This window comes from Sphingomonas sp. SORGH_AS_0879 (genome assembly GCF_030819175.1).
GTDB lineage: Bacteria > Pseudomonadota > Alphaproteobacteria > Sphingomonadales > Sphingomonadaceae > Sphingomonas.
This window is the reverse complement of record NZ_JAUTBJ010000002.1, coordinates 1,369,595-1,387,710: the sequence shown is the minus strand read 5'-3', so window position 1 is coordinate 1,387,710 and position 18,116 is coordinate 1,369,595. Positions and strand designations below refer to the sequence as shown.

Annotated in this window: 14 protein-coding genes and 1 tRNA gene; 6 read left to right on the top strand and 9 right to left on the bottom strand. The window is 66.5% G+C overall.

The genetic code is table 11. The features are described 5' to 3' along the window. The first annotated feature begins 70 nt into the window (after nucleotides 1–70). Nucleotides 71–526 carry a universal stress protein gene (locus QE379_RS07335; RefSeq protein WP_306999290.1) on the top strand — a complete coding sequence of 152 codons (456 nt, stop codon included), beginning with the start codon at nucleotides 71–73 and terminating at the stop codon, nucleotides 524–526. Nucleotides 527–656: 130 nt separating this feature from the next. Here the strand turns inward: QE379_RS07335 and trxB are convergent, their stop codons facing one another. After that, on the bottom strand, nucleotides 657–1,625 hold the full coding sequence (gene trxB / locus QE379_RS07330) for a thioredoxin-disulfide reductase (protein ID WP_306999288.1): 969 nt from the start codon (nucleotides 1,623–1,625) through the stop codon (nucleotides 657–659). Between the two features lie 119 nt (nucleotides 1,626–1,744). Between trxB and QE379_RS07325 the strand changes: the two genes are divergently transcribed. From QE379_RS07325 to fdhD, 3 genes are read left to right on the top strand one after another with little or no spacing between them, the layout of a single operon-like run. Continuing rightward, nucleotides 1,745–4,033, top strand: a complete 2,289-nt coding sequence (locus tag QE379_RS07325; RefSeq protein ID WP_306999287.1) for an FdhF/YdeP family oxidoreductase — start codon at nucleotides 1,745–1,747, stop codon at nucleotides 4,031–4,033. Continuing rightward, nucleotides 4,030–4,536, top strand: coding sequence for a molybdenum cofactor guanylyltransferase (locus tag QE379_RS07320; protein WP_306999284.1), 507 nt, complete (start codon nucleotides 4,030–4,032; stop codon nucleotides 4,534–4,536). Before QE379_RS07325 ends, QE379_RS07320 begins: the two co-directional genes overlap by 4 nt. 8 nt (nucleotides 4,537–4,544) lie before the next feature. After that, complete coding sequence (gene fdhD, locus QE379_RS07315; protein WP_306999281.1) at nucleotides 4,545–5,351, top strand: formate dehydrogenase accessory sulfurtransferase FdhD; 807 nt, start codon at nucleotides 4,545–4,547, stop codon at nucleotides 5,349–5,351. Nucleotides 5,352–5,354: 3 nt separating this feature from the next. On the opposite strand, the gene QE379_RS07310 is transcribed toward fdhD, so the two are convergent. The 4 genes from QE379_RS07310 to QE379_RS07295 all read right to left on the bottom strand — a co-directional run bounded on the left by QE379_RS07310 (nucleotide 5,355) and on the right by QE379_RS07295 (nucleotide 9,647). Beyond that, nucleotides 5,355–6,536, bottom strand: coding sequence for a diguanylate cyclase (locus QE379_RS07310; RefSeq protein ID WP_306999280.1), 1,182 nt, complete (start codon nucleotides 6,534–6,536; stop codon nucleotides 5,355–5,357). 573 nt (nucleotides 6,537–7,109) lie between these two features. After that, nucleotides 7,110–7,186: transfer RNA gene (locus QE379_RS07305), tRNA-Met, on the bottom strand. 55 nt (nucleotides 7,187–7,241) lie between these two features. Further along, nucleotides 7,242–7,754 carry a 2'-5' RNA ligase family protein gene (locus QE379_RS07300; protein WP_306999278.1) on the bottom strand — a complete coding sequence of 171 codons (513 nt, stop codon included), beginning with the start codon at nucleotides 7,752–7,754 and terminating at the stop codon, nucleotides 7,242–7,244. 3 nt (nucleotides 7,755–7,757) lie between these two features. Then, on the bottom strand, nucleotides 7,758–9,647 hold the full coding sequence (locus QE379_RS07295; RefSeq protein ID WP_307003121.1) for a potassium transporter Kup: 1,890 nt from the start codon (nucleotides 9,645–9,647) through the stop codon (nucleotides 7,758–7,760). A gap of 460 nt (nucleotides 9,648–10,107) precedes the next feature. On the opposite strand from QE379_RS07295, the gene QE379_RS07290 reads away from it, so the two are divergent. Next, nucleotides 10,108–11,385: a threonine ammonia-lyase gene (locus QE379_RS07290; protein WP_306999276.1), complete on the top strand. Its 1,278-nt coding sequence runs from the start codon at nucleotides 10,108–10,110 to the stop codon at nucleotides 11,383–11,385. Between the two features lie 113 nt (nucleotides 11,386–11,498). Further along, nucleotides 11,499–12,272, top strand: a complete 774-nt coding sequence (locus QE379_RS07285) for an arginyltransferase (RefSeq protein ID WP_306999274.1) — start codon at nucleotides 11,499–11,501, stop codon at nucleotides 12,270–12,272. Nucleotides 12,273–12,596: 324 nt separating this feature from the next. Here the strand turns inward: QE379_RS07285 and QE379_RS07280 are convergent, their stop codons facing one another. The 4 genes from QE379_RS07280 to QE379_RS07265 form a co-directional block, all read right to left on the bottom strand. Beyond that, complete coding sequence (locus QE379_RS07280) at nucleotides 12,597–13,379, bottom strand: transglutaminase family protein (RefSeq protein WP_306999272.1); 783 nt, start codon at nucleotides 13,377–13,379, stop codon at nucleotides 12,597–12,599. Continuing rightward, nucleotides 13,379–14,314: an alpha-E domain-containing protein gene (locus QE379_RS07275; protein ID WP_306999271.1), complete on the bottom strand. Its 936-nt coding sequence runs from the start codon at nucleotides 14,312–14,314 to the stop codon at nucleotides 13,379–13,381. Before QE379_RS07275 ends, QE379_RS07280 begins: the two co-directional genes overlap by 1 nt. Further along, complete coding sequence (locus QE379_RS07270) at nucleotides 14,314–15,807, bottom strand: circularly permuted type 2 ATP-grasp protein (protein ID WP_306999270.1); 1,494 nt, start codon at nucleotides 15,805–15,807, stop codon at nucleotides 14,314–14,316. The genes QE379_RS07275 and QE379_RS07270 overlap by 1 nt, the downstream gene beginning before the upstream one ends. A 205-nt stretch (nucleotides 15,808–16,012) precedes the next feature. Continuing rightward, a complete protein-coding gene (locus QE379_RS07265; RefSeq protein WP_306999268.1) occupies nucleotides 16,013–18,055 on the bottom strand; it encodes a protein-disulfide reductase DsbD in 2,043 nt (680 codons plus the stop codon). Nucleotides 18,056–18,116: the final 61 nt, after the last annotated feature.

Below are 18,116 nucleotides of genomic sequence, written 5' to 3'. Positions count from 1 at the left end.
CTTGGTCAAGTCATGGCCTTGCACGAAATACTATGTCACGGCATCGGTCCGAGACAAAAAGGGGGTCGCCATGCGTATCTATCTGGTCGTGATCGACGATAGCCCGGAGTCGAAAATCGCCCTGCGCTTCGCGGCACGGCGCGCGGTGAAGACCGGCGGCGGGGTGGAAATCCTGACGATGCTGCCGCCACAGGAGTTCATCGCGTTCGGCGGGGTGCAGGCGACGATCGAGGACGAGGCGCGCCAGCAGGCCGAAGCGCTGCTCGCCAGTGCGGCGGGAACGATCGTGGACGAATCGGGACTGCGCCCGTCGATCACGGTGCGCGACGGCGATGGCCCCAAGGTGATCCGCGAGATGATCGCGGCCAATCCCGACATCGCCGCGCTGGTGCTGGGTGCCGCCGCGAGCGGCGCGCCGGGCAAGCTGGTCAGCCACTTCTCGGGCACCGACGCGGGCGCGCTGCCGGTGCCGGTGATGATCATTCCGGGATCGCTGACGCCCGGGGCGATCGACAGACTCAGCTAAATCCTCCCCTGCAAGGGGAGGGGGACCGCCGCGAAGCGGTGGTGGAGGGGGATCTCCGCGAGGGATTTCCTTTGTCGAAGCCCCCCTCCACCATGCTCCGCATGGTCCCCCTCCCCGTTCCGGGGAGGATTTACTCAGCCGCCTTGGCCATGTCCTCGAACTCCGCCGCCGCGAGGAAGCGTTCGGCGTCCAGCGCCGCCATGCAGCCCGTGCCCGCCGCCGTCACCGCCTGGCGATAGACCTTGTCCGCCACGTCGCCGCAAGCGAACACGCCCGGCACGCTGGTCCGGGTCGAACCCGTCTCGACCGCGATATAGCCATCCGAATCGAGTTCGAGATGCCCCCGGAACAGCTCGGTCGCCGGGTGGTGGCCGATCGCGACGAAGCCGCCCTCGACGTCCAGGCGGCTATGCTCTCCGGTCACGGTGTCGAGCAGGTCGAGCGCGACCAGACCCGCATTGCCGCCGCCATCGACGAACTCGCGGACTTCCTTGTTCCACAAGACCTTGACGTTGGGATGCGCGAAGAGCCGCTCCTGAAGAATCCGTTCGGCGCGCAAGGAGTCGCGACGGTGGATCAGCGTCACGTCGTCCGAATGGTTGGTGAGGTACAGCGCCTCCTCGACCGCGGTGTTGCCGCCGCCGATCACCGCCACCTTCTTGCCGCGATAGAAGAAGCCGTCACAGGTGGCGCAGGCCGAGACACCCTTGCCCTTCATCGCGTCCTCGCTGTCGAGGCCCAGCCACTTGGCCTGCGCGCCCGTCGCGATGACGAGTACCTCGCCCTCGTACACGTCGCCGCCATCACCGATCAGGCGAAACGGACGGCTGGTCAGATCGACCTGGGTGATGGTGTCCCACATCATCCGCGCGCCGACATGCTCGGCCTGTTTCTGCATCTGCTCCATCAGCCAGGGCCCCTGGATGACGTCGGCGAAACCGGGATAATTCTCCACGTCCGTCGTGGTGGTGAGTTGCCCGCCCGGCTGGATGCCCTGCACCACGATAGGCCGCATCCCCGCCCGCGCGCCGTAAATGGCGGCGGAGAGCCCGGCGGGCCCCGAACCGAGGATGAGCATGCGGGTGGCGTGGGTGGTCATGTCCGGCTTCCTGTGAAACGATTTGTCTCCAGATAAGCGCTGCGCGTCGAAAAATGAACCGCTTCTCATGCGGCCAATCCGCGCTTGCTTCGTTGGCCTTGCGAGTGGAGATTTGTCCGATGCGCGACGACGACGATGTGAAGATCACCGAATATACCGCCCCCGCCGGCGGCTGGGGTTCGATGAAGGGCATGGCGAAGATCCTGCCCAAGGAAGGGCTTGGCCCCGACACGCTGGACACGCTGCGCCGCCAGAACAAGCCCGGCGGGGTGATGTGCGTCAGCTGCGCCTGGGGCAAACCGGCCAAGCCGCATATCGCCGAGTTCTGCGAGAACGGCGCGAAGGCGACGGCCTGGGAACTCAGCAGCCTGCGCGTCACGCCGGACTTCTTCGCCAGGCATAGTGTGACCGAATTGGAGGCATGGCCCGACCATGATCTGGAGCAGGCGGGCCGCCTCACCCATCCGATGCGCTATGACCGGGCGACCGACAAATATGTCGCGATCAGTTGGGAGGACGCCTTCGCCGCGATCGGGCGGAAGCTGAAGGCGTGCGATCCGACCAAGGTCGTGCTCTACGCCTCGGGCCGCGCCAGCCTCGAAACCTCGTTCATGTATTCGCTGTTCGCGCGGATGTGGGGGCAGCAGAACCTGCCCGACAGTTCGAACATGTGCCATGAGACGACCTCGGTCGGCCTCAAATCCGCCATCGGCTCGCCCGTCGCGACGATCCAGATGGAGGATTACGACAAGTGCGACGCGATCTTCGCCTTTGGCCAGAATGTCGCGACCAACTCGCCGCGCATGCTCCACAATCTGCAAGCCTGCGCCAAGCGGGGCGTGGAGATCGTGACCTTCAACCCGCTTCGCGAGCGCGGCTGGGAGCGTTTCGCCTCGCCGCAGAACCCGGTGCAGATGCTGACCGGCAATTCGACGGAGATTTCCAGCCAATATCATCAGGTGAAGGCAGGCGGCGACATCGCCGCGCTGACCGGCATCTGCAAGCTGGTGATCGAGGAGGATGACCGCGCCGTGGCCAAGGGCACGAAACGCATCCTCGACCATCACTTCATCGAACAGCACACGACGCGGTTCGAGGACTTCGCCCATTACTGTCGCAATGCCGCGTGGAGCGAGATCATCCGCGATAGCGGCCTGACCCGCGACGCCATCGAGCAGGCCGCGCGCGTCTATATGAAGTCCGAACGCGTGATCGCGGTCTATGGCATGGGCATCACCCAGCATCGCTATGGCATCGACGCGCTGCACATGATCGTCAACCTGCTGTTGCTGCGCGGCAATATCGGGCGCGAGGGGGCCGGGCCGGGTCCGGTGCGCGGGCACAGCAACGTGCAGGGCCAGCGCACCGTCGGCATCACCGAAAAGACCGAACTCGCCCCTGTCGAGCGACTGAAGGAATTGTTCGAGTTCGAGCCGCCGACCGAAAAGGGCTGGGACACGGTGGAGGCGTGCCGCCAGATCATCGCGGGAACGGCGCAGGGCTTCGTCCAGCTTGGCGGCAACTTCCTGCGTGCAACGCCGGAACATGCCAAGATGAAGGCAGCCTGGGGCAAGCTACCCATCACCGTCCATATCGCGACCAAGCTCAACAAGAGCCATCTGGTCCCCGGCGAGGAAAGCTACATCCTCCCCTGCCTCGGCCGGTTGGAAACCGACATGCAGAAAGGCGGTCGCCAGGCGGTGTCGATGGAGGACTCGTTCAGCCATATCTATGGCTCTGTCGGCAAGGCGACGCCCGCCGCCGACACGCTTCTGTCCGAACCCGCCATCGTCGCGGGCATCGCCAAGGCGGTACTGGAGCCCAACCCCAATGTGCCCTGGGACGAATGGGTCGGCGATTACGGACTGGTCCGTAGCGCGATCGAGAATGTCTATCCGGACAAGTTCGCCAATTTCAACGAACGCCTGTTCGAACCCGGCGGCTTCTGGAAGGGCAATCCCGCCTCGCACCGCAAATGGGAGACGGAGAGCGGCAAGGCCGAGTTCAACGTGCCGCGCGCGATGGACGCCTCCGGGATCGAGCCCGCCGAGGGCCGGATGCGCCTCATCACCTTGCGCTCCAACGATCAGTTCAACACGACCATCTACGGCTATGACGATCGCTTCCGCGGGATCAGCGGCACCCGGATGGTCGCGATGATGAACAAGGCCGATATCGCGCGGCTGGGCCTGACCGACGGCCAGACCATCGCGCTGGAGGGGGACGCGGATGACGGCGAGCACCGCGTGGTCGAGGGGCTGCGGGTGGTCGAGTACAACATCCCCGAAGGCTGCATCGGCGGCTATTACCCCGAGCTCAACTATCTGATCCCGCTGGAACATCATGCGCTGGACAGCCATGTCCCCGCAGGCAAGTCGGTGCCGGTGAAGGTGCGCGTCCCCGCATGAGCATATTGGGGGCCATACTGGCCGGAGGGCGATCGTCGCGCTTCGGTTCGAACAAGGCGGTCGCGATGTTCGGCGACCGGACATTGGTGGCGCATGCCCGCGCCACCATCGCGCCGTATTGCGCGCGGGTCGTGCAGGTGGGCGGGGATGATGGCGTACCGGACATGCCGGAGCCGGGGCTGGGCCCCTTGGGCGGCATCGCCGGAGCGCTGGATTATGCCGCCGCCAATGGCTTTCGCTGCGTGCTGACCATCGGGTGCGACATGCCGCGCCTGCCGGACGGGTTGATCGACGCGATATTGCGGCGCGAGCCCAGCTATTGCCGGGATGCGCCGGTACTGGGGCTGTGGCCCGCCGCGCTGGGCGCGCATCTGATGGCGCATCTGTCGCTGGGGCAGGATCGGTCGGTGCGCGGCTGGACCCGCGCGATCGGGGCGATTCCGGTCGCCTCGCCCGAGCCGATCGCCAATGTGAACACCCCCGCCGATCTCGCCGCCCTATGAGCGTCCCTGTGAGCGTCGATGCCGAGCCGAGCCGCCCGCTGACATTGCTGCGCCTGACCCCGAACGGGCAGGCGACATCGATCGAGCGTGACGTGGCGGTCGAGTGCCCCGTCGCGATCGAGGTGGACGGCTTCGGCTATGCGGTGATGATGATGACGCCGGAGCGGCTGGAGGATTTCGCCACCGGCTTCCTCCTGACCGAGCGGCTGATCGATGCACCCCGCGACATTCTTGCCATCGAGCCCTTTGCGGCGGAGGCGGGGTGGATCGTCCGCGTCACCCTTGCCGAGCATCTGCGCGGTCGGATGCGGGATCGGGTGCGCCACCGGACCAGCGACACGAGTTGCGGCCTATGCGGCCTGTCGGGACTGGAGCAGATCGCCCGTCCGGTGACGAAGCGCCCCCCTGCCCCACGGGTCCCCCCCGCGACCCTGTTCGCCGCGCTGGACGATATCCGCGCGCATCAGCCGCTCAACGCCCGGACCGGCGCGATCCATGCCGCCGTCGCTTGCGACGCGACCGGCCAGGTGCTGGCGGCGGCGGAGGATGTCGGGCGGCACAATGCCCTCGACAAGCTGGTGGGACGGCTGGCCGTCGAGCCGGATCGCCAGGCCGACTTCATCCTGGTCACATCGCGCATCAGCTATGAGATGGTGGACAAGGCGCTGGTGGCGGGGGTCGGACTGCTGATCGGCATTTCCGCCCCGACCAGCCTGGCGATCGACCATGCCCGCGCGCACGGACTGACCCTGATCGCCTTGGCCCGCGCCGACGCGATGCTGGTCGCGCACGATCCCCATCGAGTGTTCGACTGATATCTATCCCGCGACGAGGCGCGCGGTTTCGGGCCAGACGATGTTGCGCTCGGGCACGACATCGCTGCGGTCGTGCAGGATACGGTCGCGCCCGGCCCGCTTGGCGCGATAGGCCAGTTGATCGGCGCGCGCGACCAGCCCGTCCAGCGCCTCCCCCTTGATATAGCGGACGACCCCGCCGCTGACCGTCAGGCGCGGCATGCCCGGGTCCATGAACGACTCCAGCGCGACGCGGATCGAGCGCCCCAATCGGGTCGCGCGGTTGTCGATCGCGTCCGGCGCGCTTTCCCCATCGGGAACCAGCAGCGCGAACTCCTCGCCCCCCATGCGCACGGTCAGGACATCGCGCGTTGCCAGCGTCTCCAGCAGGCGGGCAAAGGCGACCAGCACCGCGTCGCCGGTCGCATGGCCATAGTCGTCGTTGATCCGCTTGAAGTGATCGAGGTCGAGCACCAGGACATACAGGCCCCGCCCGTCCCGCTCCGCCTCAGCCATCAGGCGGGGCGCGATCCGGTTCAATCCACGCCGGTTGGTCAATTTGGTCAGCGGATCGGTCTCGGCATCGAGGATGCTCTCCTCCAGGGCCTTTTGGATGACCAGCAGCATCAGGCACAGCCCCGCCGCGACCAGCAGCACGCCGGTCGAAACCTGCGACGCCACGGCGTAGACACTGTTGGCATAGACCTTGGCCGAAGCGCCCGAGCCCAGCGATATGGCGAGGAACGGCTTTGCCAGGAAATGGCCGCAGATGATGCTGAAAATGCCCATCAGCAGACCACGGATCAGCCCCTTCTGCCCGATCCGTCGCACCGCCAGCAGCACCAGGAACGACGCGATGGCGAAGGGCAGCTGGAACAGCATCTCATAGGGCATGGAGCCCCGTGCGCCGCCCCAGATCGCCAGCCGCAGCGCGATCCCGGCGATCCAGACCAGCAGCGCGAATCGCCATGCCGGGCGTCGTCCGGCAAAAGCCTGCACCCCCACCGACATCATCAGGATGCCGCCCAGGAACACGGCATAGCCGAGCAGCGAAAAGATCGGGACATGATCGGTGAAGCGGATCATCAACTCGCACACCGGGGTCAGGAACCCCAGGAAGTAGCTGCCCATGAACCACGCCGCCGCCCGCTGGCGCGGATAGGACACCGCCACCACGCCATAGGTCATGACGAAGAGCGCTGCCATGCAGCTATTGGCTATCAGGGCGTAGACTGCAGCGTTCACGGCGTAAGAACCAAAGCCCCCCTGAAATCTTTGGGATTTCCTATCCTTCAGATGCGAAGGAGCGGTTAAAATGCATGTCGATTCGTAACCTTACATGCCATCCGTCTAGGTCGGCGCGATATACCAATCTGGATCAAGATTCCACGCCGCACTCAACGGCACGACCGTAAAATATCGGAATAGCACATTTATCTTAAGGCTCATTGCGGCAGGTTGGTTTCCGAACCGATTTGGTCGGCCAAATCATCCGATTTGCCGACCATGCGAAGGGCGCGGACGTGCAAGCCACATGCCGACGGAACATGCTAAAGTGGGCGACATATCGCGGAAACTTGATCCGCTTCGGGTCAAGTCTTCGGAGCGACAAGGACGATCTCGGGAACGACCGGCGCACCATGACAGGACGGGAGTCGCCAGGGCATCCCCATCGGTGATCCCACGCGCCAGATTATGAGTGAGCCCATTCCCGGACAGAAGGCCACGACACGCACGGAGAGCGTAACATGCTTCAAAATGTTGGGAAAATACACCGGGTGGTAGCGAAGGAGGGACTTGAACCCCCGACACGCGGATTATGATTCCGCTGCTCTAACCAGCTGAGCTACTTCGCCATGCCAGGCGTTCCACCCGGTGGAGGCGCGCCTATAGACAGGGGTTTTCAGGGCGTCAAGCGAACAAATGACGCGAGATCATTTCCCACGGACCGCCCCGATACCACCATGCGCCCAGCCCGATCAGCTCGACCGCGCGGGGGCGGAAATCGCGCTCCATCTGTTGCAGCAGCAGCTTGGCGGTGGTCGGCGTCACCTTGTTCTGGACTGTGACATGCGGCCGCCATCCGCCCGCATCCTGCGGGGTCAGCAGACCGGCAAAGGCCTCGACCAGTTCGCGACGGATGGCGACCAGTCCCGGCGACTCGATCCGGATCGCGACACCCCGGCCCAGCGACATCACCCCGCCCGCCCGGACCTCCGGCGCGCGGAGCCCGCGCGTCAGGCCGTTCAGCCGATGCTTCAATTCCGCTTCCACCGAGGGGGGCAGATGGTGGAACAGCGTGCAATGCGCGTCGAGGACATTGCGCTCGGGCGGGAAATGCTCGCGCCGCAGCCCGTCGAACCAGCTTTGGTCCGCCCGCCCGAACAGGGCGGAGACGATGATCGGCGCGGGAGTGGACGACACGCGCTAGATTTCCACCTGGCTGCCCAGTTCGACGACGCGGTTGGTCGGCAGGCGGAAGAACTCCATCGCGCTCTCGGCGTTGCGCAGCATCCAGGAGAACAGCTTTTCGCGCCACACCGACATGCCGGGCCGCTCCGCCGCCAGCAGCGTCTGGCGCGACAGGAAGAAGCTGGTGTCCATCATCTTGAACGCGCCGCCCGCCATCACGACGCGCTTCAGCGCGGACGGGACATCCGCCTCCTCCATGAAGCCGAAGCGCAGGACCAATCGGTGGAAGCCATGCCCCAGATCGTCCAGCTTGGCCCGGTCGTCCTCCGGCCAATAGGGCTGGCTCATGATCTTTACGGTGAGCAGGATGATCCGCTGGTGCAGCACCTTGTTATGCTTGAGGTTGTGGAGCAGCGCGTGCGGCACCCCCTCGGGCGAGGAGGTCATGAAGATCGCGGTGCCCGGCACCCGGCTCGCCGCGCCTGCCGCCGAGTCGATGAAGATGTGGATCGGCATCGTCCCTTCGCGCAACCGCTGGATCATCAGCTTGCGGCCCGTCGACCAGGTGGTGAGAAAGGTGAAGATGATGAAACCGACGAGCAGCGGGAACCAGCCCCCGGCGGGAACCTTGGTCAGATTGGCGAGGAAATAGGCCCCGTCGACCAGGAAGAACAGCGCCAGCAAGGGCACGGCGGCATAGAGCGGCCATTTCCACAACCGGGTCAGCGCGACGCCCAGCAGGCAGGTGTCGATCAGCATCGCCCCCGTCACCGCGATGCCGTAGGCCGAGGTCAGGTTGGACGAAGACCGGAAGAACAGCACCAGCAGGATCACCATCACCATCAGCATCCAGTTGATGAGCGGAATGTAAATCTGCCCCGCGGTCGCCGCAGAGGTATGCTCGATCCGAAGGCGCGGCATGAAGCCCAATTGGATCGCCTGCTGCGTGACCGAGAAAGCTCCGGTGATCACCGCCTGGCTGGCGATGACGGCGGCGGCGGTGGCCAGGATGACGAGCGGCAGTTGCAACCCTTCGGGCGCCAGCATGTAGAAGGGGCTCTCCAACGCCGCCGCACCCTCGCGGAACAGCAACGCCCCCTGCCCCATATAGTTGAGCATCAGCGCAGGGAGCACGAAGACCAGCCACGACAGGCCGATCGGCCGCCGCCCGAAATGGCCCATATCGGCATAGAGCGCCTCGGCGCCCGTCACCGCCAGCACCACCGAGCCCAGCGCCAGGAAACCGCGCAACGGGTCGATGAAGAAGAACTGGATCGCATAATGCGGCGACAGCGCCCACAGCACGCCCGGCGTCTGGATGAAACTCAACACCCCCAGCACCGCGATCGACGCGAAATAGACGAGCATGACGGGGCCGAAGAACAGGCCCACCCGCTCGGTCCCCGACCGCTGGATCTTGAACAGCACGATCAGGATGGTGATCGCGATGGGCAGGACGAAGCCGCCGAACGCGGGCGCGGCGACCGCCAGGCCCTCGACCGCGCTCAGCACGGTGACGGCGGGCGTAATCATGCTGTCGCCATAGAAGAGCGCGGTGGCGAACACGCCCAGCAGCACGATGCCGCGCGACCAGCGCCGTGTCTTGGTCTGCCCCGACACGAGCGCGAGCAGCGCCAGGCTGCCCCCCTCGCCCTTGTTGTCGGCGCGCATGATGATCGCGACATATTTGACCGACACGACGACCATCATCGACCAGAAGATCAGGCTGATGACGCCCAGGATATGCGCGGTGTCGAGCGGCAGCGGATGGTGCGGGTTCGCGAAGGTCTCGCGGAACGCATAGAGCGGGCTGGTGCCGATATCGCCGAACACGACGCCGATCGCCCCCAGCGCCAGCCGCGCCATGCCCTGCGGATGATGCGGCTGCGCATCGTCGCTCGCCATGATCGCGTTTCCGGTCGGTGCGATGCTCATGACCGGGCGATCGTGCCGGTGATGGGAAGGATCATCGGCGACATGAGTGGCAACCCTGTGATCATCGCGACGCCCTAGCATGGCCCCAAAAGGCCAGCAACGCGGACGCATCGCGCTTGTTGCGTTCCGGCACGATTTGGCGGCGCGGGCGATGCGGCGGTGCAACAGTGGTGTGGGGCTCTGCGAGGCTCCGTTGCCCTCCCCCGCCCCCTCCCGCCTGCGGGAGGGGAAAGGTGCTGGGCGACGAAGGGCCCGCCGAGCCACGCGTTGCGACTTGGCCGCAGCGTACACCGCTCGCCAAGAGCACGCCCCTCCCGCAAGCGGGAGGGGATGGGGGAGGGAAAGCGGCGAAGGGCCCCACTCGCCGCTGCCCCGATATTCCCCCTCCGAAACGGTTCACCTCCCGCCCATGATCGGCTAGGGCATCCCCATGGTTAGTCGTCCCGCCCCAGAGGCCGCTTCGGAATTCCCGTCCTCCGTACTCGCGCCATCGGCGCCCATCGTCACCATCGACGATGTCCGCGCCGCCCATGCGCGGATTTCGGATCATATCATCCGCACGCCGACCCTGATCAGCCGGACCCTGTCGCAACTGACCGGCGCGACCGTCTATCTCAAGTTCGAGAACCTCCAGTTCACCGCCGCCTACAAGGAACGCGGCGCGCTCAACACGCTGCTGCAACTCTCCGACGAAGCGCGGGCCAAGGGCGTGATCGCGGCCTCGGCGGGCAATCATGCGCAGGGGCTCGCCTATCACGCCAACCGGCTGGGCATCCCCGCGACCATCGTCATGCCGCGGACCACACCCATCGTGAAGGTCGTCCAGACCGAGGGCCATGGCGCGACCGTGGTGCTGGAGGGCGACACGTTCGACGCCGCCTATGCCCATGCCCGCGTGCTGGAGGCGGAACGCGGCTTCACCTTCATCCACCCGTTCGACGATGCGCGGGTGATCGCGGGCCAGGGAACGGTCGCGCTGGAAATGCTGGAGGACGCGCCCGACATCGACACGCTGATCGTGCCGATCGGCGGCGGCGGGCTGATCTCCGGCATCGCGACGGTCGCCGCCGCCATGCCCCGCCCGGTCGAGGTTGTCGGGGTGCAGGCCGAACTCTTCCCGTCGATGTACAACAAGCTGAACGGCACCGACCTGCCCTGCGCCGGCGATACGCTGGCCGAGGGGATCGCGGTCAAGGTGCCGGGCGGCCTCACCTCGCAACTGGTCGCGCAACTGGTCCGCGAGATCGTGCTGGTCGACGAACGCCATCTGGAGGAAGCGGTCAGCGCACTGCTCCAGATCGAAAAGACGGTGGTCGAGGGCGCGGGCGCGGCAGGGTTGGCCGCGATCATGTCCCATCCCGAGCGGTTCCGGGGCAAGACGGTGGGCATCGTGCTGTGCGGCGGCAATATCGACACGCGGCTGCTCGCCAACGTCCTGCTGCGCGACCTGGCGCGGTCGGGGCGGCTCGCCCGCCTGCGCATCCGGTTGCAGGACCAGCCGGGCGCGTTGTTCAACGTCGCGCGCATCTTCGACCGCGAGCGGGTGAACATCATCGAGGTCTATCACCAGCGCGTCTTCACCACCCTGCCCGCCAAGGGGCTGATCACCGATATCGAGTGCGAGACGCGCGACGCGCTGCACCTGCACCGGCTGATCGAGGCGTTGCGCGCCAGCGGATATGAAACGACTCAGGTCGAACTGGCCTGAACAGCTTAGTTTTTTATGGAATCGTCCCGTTTCCGAACGATGCTGGCCATCGCTTCGGGCGGGAGGATCGTTAATAAGGGACAATCATCCCCCCTTGAAGGAACTGCCCGGCGGTGACCGCGCCTTTTCGTTTCCCGCGCTTCTTCGTCACCAGCCCGTCCCCCTGCCCCTATCTGCCGGGGCGTGACGAGCGGAAGGTGTTCACCGAACTGAACGGCGAACATGCGGGCGAGTTGAACGAGGCGCTGAGCCGGATCGGTTTCCGCCGGAGCCAGGGGGTCGCCTATCGCCCGTCCTGCGCGGGCTGCACCGCCTGTATCTCGGTGCGCGTCGTGGCGGGGGAATTCCGCCCCAACGCCACCCAGCGCAAGCTGCTGCGCCGCCATGCCGATCTGGAGGTCACCGCCTGCCAGCCCTGGGCGACCGCCGAGCAGTTCCAGCTGCTCCGCCGCTATCTGGGCGAGCGGCACCCGGGCGGCGGCATGTCCGCGATGGACGAAAGCGACTATGCCGACATGGTCGAACTGTCGCCGGTCCAGTCGGTGCTGGTCGAATATCGCGAACCCTCCGGCCCCGAGGGGCAGCGTGGTCGGCTGGTCGGCGCGTGCCTGACCGATCGGCAGGGTGACGGCCTGTCGATGATCTACAGCTTTTTCGAGACGCAGGATGACAGCCGCCCGGGACTGGGCAATTTCATCATCATGGACCACATCCTGCGCGCCCGCGCCGCCAGTCTGCCCTATGTCTATCTCGGCTATTGGGTGAAGGGGTCGCCGCGCATGGCGTACAAGACCCGCTATCAACCGCTGGAGGCACTGGGCCCGCGCGGCTGGGCGACCTTCACCGGCGAGCCATCCGCACCGCCGCCGGTTGGAGCGTTGGGCTAAGGCCAATCCATTCGTTTTTTCGAATTTCGCGCGAAGCCGCGATGACGCGAAGAGGTTATACGCGCCGACACTCATTGGCCGTGCCTGCCCAACGATTGAGCGTGCGGGTGGCAAAGCGAAACAACATCTTCGCGCCATCGCGGCTTCGCGCGAACCAATCGCTTCTCACAATATGATGAATGTCGATTGGGCAAACTATGCTGACCATCGCCCAATAATGGGTTGAACCCTTGATACCCTGAACAAGGATGATCGCCCGCCATCCCCACCCATGCCGGGATGACGGTACGTTCCGTTCGCGTGGACCGCATTCTGGCGGCGCGGTTACTGCGCTGCGTTCGCCACCGCCAGGCCGCCCCAGGGCTCCCCCGCGACCGCCGCCGCGCCGGTCGCGTCGAGCGCCACCGCGACGCGGACATGGCGGTCCTGCGGGCTGAGCCCGGTACAGGGATCGAAGCCGATCCAGCCGGGTCCCTCGACATGGGCCTCCGCCCAGCAATGCGGGCTGCCATGTTCCGCACTTCCAAGCGCCGCATAGCCCGAGACATAGCGCGCCGGGATACCCAGCGACCGTGCCGCCACGCAGAAGATATGCGCCAGATCGCACGGCGTCGCACGATTCTCGGCGAAGATGCGCGTGACATCCAGGCGAACAACCCGCGCCTCGAAATCGACATCGAAACGCGCCTGGATCGCGGCATTCAGGGCGTGGAGCGCCGCGAGCGGACCCTCTGCCCCTTGCGTCGCCTCCGCCGCAAATCCCACGATCACGGGATCGGCCGGAGTCGCGTCCGTCATGCGCAGGAAGAGCGGCGGCGGCAGCGTCTCGGTCGCGCCGTGGATCAGGCCGTGCGCATCGCTGGTCAGCACCTCCCCAGTGGCGGTGATCGTCACGACCTCCGGCGCATCCTCGACATAGAGCATGGTCACGGCGTTGCCGAAGCCGTCATGGCTTCCCCGCAATCGCGCGTCGCAATCCACGTCGATCCGCCAATGCGCGACCGTCTGGTCGTCATGATTTTCGGGCGTCAGGCGCAGCATCTGCACCATGGGGCCGCCCGCCACTCGGGGGCGGCAGGCGAGGTGATGCTCGATCGCGATCCGCATCAGGCGAACTTGAACTGACGGCCGATGGCGCCGTGCAGTTGGGCATTCTCCTGAATAAAGGCTTCGAGAAACTGATGAAGCCCGCCCGCGATCACATCGCCCGACCGCGTCTTAGTCATCCGGTTTGCGCGCACCCTCGCCATACGATCCGCTTCCCCATGCTGCCCCGTTCGCCGGGCGAGTTGCCCCAGCACATCCACCGTTTCCTCGACCGACGCCGCCAGGCTGCGCGGCAATTCGGCGCGCGCGATCAACAGGTCGATGACGTTCGCGGGCTTCAGCCCGTCGGAATATAGCCAGCGATAGGCAGTGACGGCGGACACGGTCTGAAGGATCGTCGTCCACTGGTCGCGATCGACCACCCCGCCGATCCGCTCGCCCGCCGGCAGGAGGATGTGATACTTCACGTCGAGCAAGCGCGCGGTGTTGTCCGCGCGCTCGACCGCCTGGCCCAGCCGGATAAACCATGTCGTCTGGTTGCGCAGCATCCGGTGCACCGCGCCCTCGAAACCGCGCGTCTCGTTCTTCACCGCCTCGACCAGGCTGAGCACCGCCGTCGGGTCCTCCGCCGCCGGTCGCGCCTCGAAATGCAGCCAGGCGCGGTTGATCGCGCTCCAGGCTTCACGGGTCAGCGCGGTGCGCACGGCGCGCGCATTGGTCCGCGCCATGTCGACGCAGCGGACGATCGAACCGGGGTGGCAGCTTTCCACCGTCAGGAAGCGGGCGACCTCCCGCCGCCGCAACTCGCGCCCGCCCTCGGCGAACGCGCTGGCGGTATCGGTGACGGCCAGTGCCGACCCCCAGGCCGCCAGCCCCGCGGAGCGCGGCGACAGCACGTCGAGCCGGACGGTCGCCTCGACCAGCCGGGCGATGAAATCCGCCCGCTCGAAATAACGCCCCAGCCAGTAGAGCGAGGATGCGGTACGCGAAAGCATCAGCGCACCCCCTGCGTCTGGATCTGCGATTCCTGGCTCTGCACATGCACCCAGCTATCCGGTTCGGGGGCGAGCAGGACGAAGCTGTCCTTGGTCCCGCCGCCCTGGCTGGAATTGACGACCAGCGAGCCTTCGCGAAGCGCGACGCGGGTCAGGCCGCCGGGCGTCACCTCCACGCCGTTGCGTCCGGTCAGGACGAAGGGGCGGAAATCGACATGGCGCGGCGCGACGCCGCTTTCCACCAGCGTCGGCACGGTCGACAGCGCCAGCGTCGGTTGCGCGATATAGCGATGCGGCTCGGCGATCAGGGCGGCGCGGAAATGCTCGATCTGCACCTTGGTCGCGGTCGGCCCGACCAGCATCCCGTAACCGCCCGATCCGTCGACCAGCTTGACGACCAGTTCGTCCAGATGGTCGAGGACATAGGCCAGCGCCTCCGGCTCGCGGCAACGCCAGGTATCGACATTCTTCAGCTTGGGCTCGGCGCCCGAATAATAGCGGACGATATCGGGCATATAGCTGTAGATCGCCTTGTCGTCGGCGATGCCGTTGCCCGGCGCGTTGAGGATGGCGACATTGCCCGCCGCATAGGCCGCGATCAGCCCCGGCACGCCCAGCATCGAATCGGGACGGAAGACGAGCGGATCGAGGAAATCATCGTCCACCCGGCGATAGATGACGTCGACCTTCACACGCCCCGCAATGGTGCGCATCCATACGATGTCGTCGTCCACGACCAGATCGGCGGCCTCGACCAGTTCGACGCCCATCGAATCGGCCAGGAAACTGTGTTCGTAATAGGCGGAGTTGTAATGACCCGGCGTCAGGACGACACAGGTCGGCTCGGCGACGCCGTGCGGCGCGACCGACTTCATCGTGGCGAGGAGACGGTCGGGATAGCTGTCCACCGCCGCCACCCGGAACTGGCGGAACAACTCGGGGCAGAGGCGCAACATCGCCTCGCGATTCTCCAGCATATAGCTGACGCCCGAGGGCGTGCGGGCATTGTCCTCCAGCACGAAGAAATCGTCCGGGCCGGTGCGGACTAGGTCGATGCCGCAGATATGCGCCCAGACCCCGTGCGGCGGGCGTATCCCGGCGATTTCGGGGCGGAATTGCGGATTACCGAAGATCAGGTCGGGCGGCAGCACGCCGTCGCGCAGGATCTTCCGCTCGCCATAAATGTCGTCGAGAAAGGCGTTGATCGCCTCCACCCGCTGGATCAGCCCTTCGGACAGGCGCGCCCATTCCGCGGGCAGGAAGACGCGCGGTACGATGTCGAACGGAATGATCCGCTCCGCCGCATCGCTTTCGCCATAAACCGCGAAGGTGATGCCCAGTTGGCGGAAGGTCGCCTCGGCCGCCTGCTGACGGCGGCGCAGTTCGCCATCGGGGGTATGATCGAGCCAGCGTTGCAGCGCAGAGAGTTCGGGCCGCGGTGCCGCAGCGCCGGAAGCCCCCATGATTTCGTCGAACGCGGCGATTGTCCCCATCCGGTCGTTACGCTCCCCCTAATGGCCTGGTTCCATGCTGCACCGCATGATGGGGGTGTGCAAGGGGGGCAAAAACAATTCCTCCCCGTGCCGGGGAGGGGGACCGCCGCGAAGCGGGGGTGGAGGGGGCGTGCCCCGAATGACTCGCTGCGTGGAAGCCCCCCTCCACCAGCTTCGCTGGTCCCCCTCCCCGGCACGGGGAGGATCAGGCGCCCAGCCTCTCCAGCATCGACGGGGTCAGCACCTGGGGCAGCACCTGCGGTTCCTTCGCACCGGGCGCGTAATAGAGGTAGAGCGGCACCCCGGCCCGGTTATGCCGCTCGATAAACCGTCCCAAAACAGGATCGCCATCGGTCCAGTCTCCGACCAGCACCGCCACCTTGTTCCGATCGAACGCCTCCCGCACCGAGGCGCGCTCGATCGCGGCGGCTTCGTTGACCTTGCAGCTCAAGCACCAGTCGGCGGTGAAATAAGCAAAGACCGGGCGGTTCTGCTTGCGCAAATCCTCCAATCGGGCCTCGGTGAAGGCGGTATCGGCGCTCGCCTTCGCCACGGCGGCGGCGGGTTTGACGGTCACGACGATCGCGACCGCCAACACCAGGGCGGCGATGGCGGGCCAGCCCGCGCGCCCCTTGCCGCCATGCTGGCGGAGCCCCGTCCACCAGAAGCCCAGCGAGGCGATGAGCGCGGCGGCGAGGCCCAGCGTCATGCCGGTCACCCCCGCCTCCTGTCCCAATATCCAGGCGAGCGCGAGCGCGGTCAGGAACATCGGCACCGACAGGATATGGCGCAGCCGGACCATCCACATGCCCGGCCTGGGCAGCCGCCGCCGCAGCGCGGGGATGAAGCCGATCGCGATGAAGGGCAGCGCGATGCCGATCCCCAGCCCCGCGAACACCGCCAGCGCGGCGGCGGCGGGCAGGACCAGCGCCGCGCCCAGCGCCCCGGCCATGAACGGCCCCGAACAGGGTGTCGCGACGAACGCCGCCAGCGCCCCGGTCGCGAACGACCCCATCGCGCCCGAACGGCCTGCAAAGGCGGGGGTCGGCAGCTCGAACAGCCCCGCCAGGTTGAAGGCGATGGCGGCGACCAGCAACAGCAGCACGCCGATCACGCGCGGGTCCTGCAACTGGAACGCCCAGCCCGCGCTCTGCCCGCCCGCGCGCAACGCCAGCAGCACGACGCCCAGCCCGACACAGACCAGCACCACCCCCGCCGTATAGGCCAACGCCTCCGCCCGCGCATGGCGCTCATCGCCACCGCCACCCTTGGCCAGGCTCAGTGCCTTGAGGCTCAGGATCGGGAAGACGCAGGGCATGATGTTGAGCAGCAGCCCGCCCAGCACCGCGCCCAGAAAGGCCAGCGCCACCGCGCCGAAGCCGGTGTCCGCCCCAGCCCCCGCCTGCGCGATCGCGCCCGGCCTGGCGGCGAAGGACAGGCCCTTGCCCTCCCCGATCGACAGCACACCCGACACGGGCCCGGCCGTGGAGACGGCGGCGGCGGGGATGGTGAGAAGCAACCGGTCGCCCTGACGGCTCATCATCTGATCGGCGGCATGGTCGATCACCCCGCTGCGGTCGGGGAAGAAATAGGCGTCCTTCACCGCGACCGAGGCGGGGAGCGGCACCGCGATCCGCACCGCCTTGCCCTTGGTCTCGATCACGCCCTCCCCGCCCAGCGGCCGGGGCAGCGCGGCGCGCCAGCGGTCGAACTCGGCACGGGTGGCGGGATCGACCGCGCCGTCGCCCACGGTCAGCCGGGTCGACAGCGTCTGGCTTTCGGGAACGCAAATCGTGTCGGTGCAGACCAGATAGTCGAGCTTTACCATCACCGGCAGGGCGGTGCCTTTGGCCAGCCCGCCAGGCAGCTTCAGATCGACGAGCAGCGCGAAGGGCCGCTCATAGACATAATTCATCAGCCCCGCGATCTTCAGCCGCCCCGGCACCGGATAGCGCAGTTCGCTGGCCGTCACGCCCTTGGGCAGGCTCCAGTGCGCCTCGGTCGGCAGGCCCGCATCGCCGCCATTCTTCCAATAGCCGTGCCAGCCCTTGTCCGGAGTCGCCACGATGGCCAGCGTCACCGGCCCACCTGCCGCCGGTATGGCGCTCTCGGCGACCAGGCGCATCGGCAGATGGATCGCACCGGGGGCCGCCGGGGGGCCGCTCTCCGCCATGGCCGGTTCAGGGGCCAGGGCGAAACCCAGGACCATGAACAGGGCCGTCATCAGGATGTAAAACCAACCGCGCATCGACCGACCTTGCCCTAACCCCATTTGGGGTTCCATAGCGGGCCTGTTCCCGCATTGCATC

What these genes read in the sequence shown, in the direction of transcription:
- QE379_RS07335 (WP_306999290.1), top strand. Translation starts at nt 71, where the DNA reads ATGCGTATCTATCTGGTCGTGATCGACGATAGCCCGGAGTCGAAAATC.
- trxB (WP_306999288.1), bottom strand. Translation starts at nt 1,625, where the DNA reads ATGACCACCCACGCCACCCGCATGCTCATCCTCGGTTCGGGGCCCGCC.
- QE379_RS07325 (WP_306999287.1), top strand. Translation starts at nt 1,745, where the DNA reads ATGCGCGACGACGACGATGTGAAGATCACCGAATATACCGCCCCCGCC.
- QE379_RS07320 (WP_306999284.1), top strand. Translation starts at nt 4,030, where the DNA reads ATGAGCATATTGGGGGCCATACTGGCCGGAGGGCGATCGTCGCGCTTC.
- QE379_RS07310 (WP_306999280.1), bottom strand. Translation starts at nt 6,536, where the DNA reads ATGGCAGCGCTCTTCGTCATGACCTATGGCGTGGTGGCGGTGTCCTAT.
- QE379_RS07295 (WP_307003121.1), bottom strand. Translation starts at nt 9,647, where the DNA reads ATGGCGAGCGACGATGCGCAGCCGCATCATCCGCAGGGCATGGCGCGG.
- QE379_RS07290 (WP_306999276.1), top strand. Translation starts at nt 10,108, where the DNA reads ATGGTTAGTCGTCCCGCCCCAGAGGCCGCTTCGGAATTCCCGTCCTCC.
- QE379_RS07280 (WP_306999272.1), bottom strand. Translation starts at nt 13,379, where the DNA reads ATGCGGATCGCGATCGAGCATCACCTCGCCTGCCGCCCCCGAGTGGCG.
- QE379_RS07275 (WP_306999271.1), bottom strand. Translation starts at nt 14,314, where the DNA reads ATGCTTTCGCGTACCGCATCCTCGCTCTACTGGCTGGGGCGTTATTTC.
- QE379_RS07270 (WP_306999270.1), bottom strand. Translation starts at nt 15,807, where the DNA reads ATGGGGACAATCGCCGCGTTCGACGAAATCATGGGGGCTTCCGGCGCT.
- QE379_RS07265 (WP_306999268.1), bottom strand. Translation starts at nt 18,055, where the DNA reads ATGCGCGGTTGGTTTTACATCCTGATGACGGCCCTGTTCATGGTCCTG.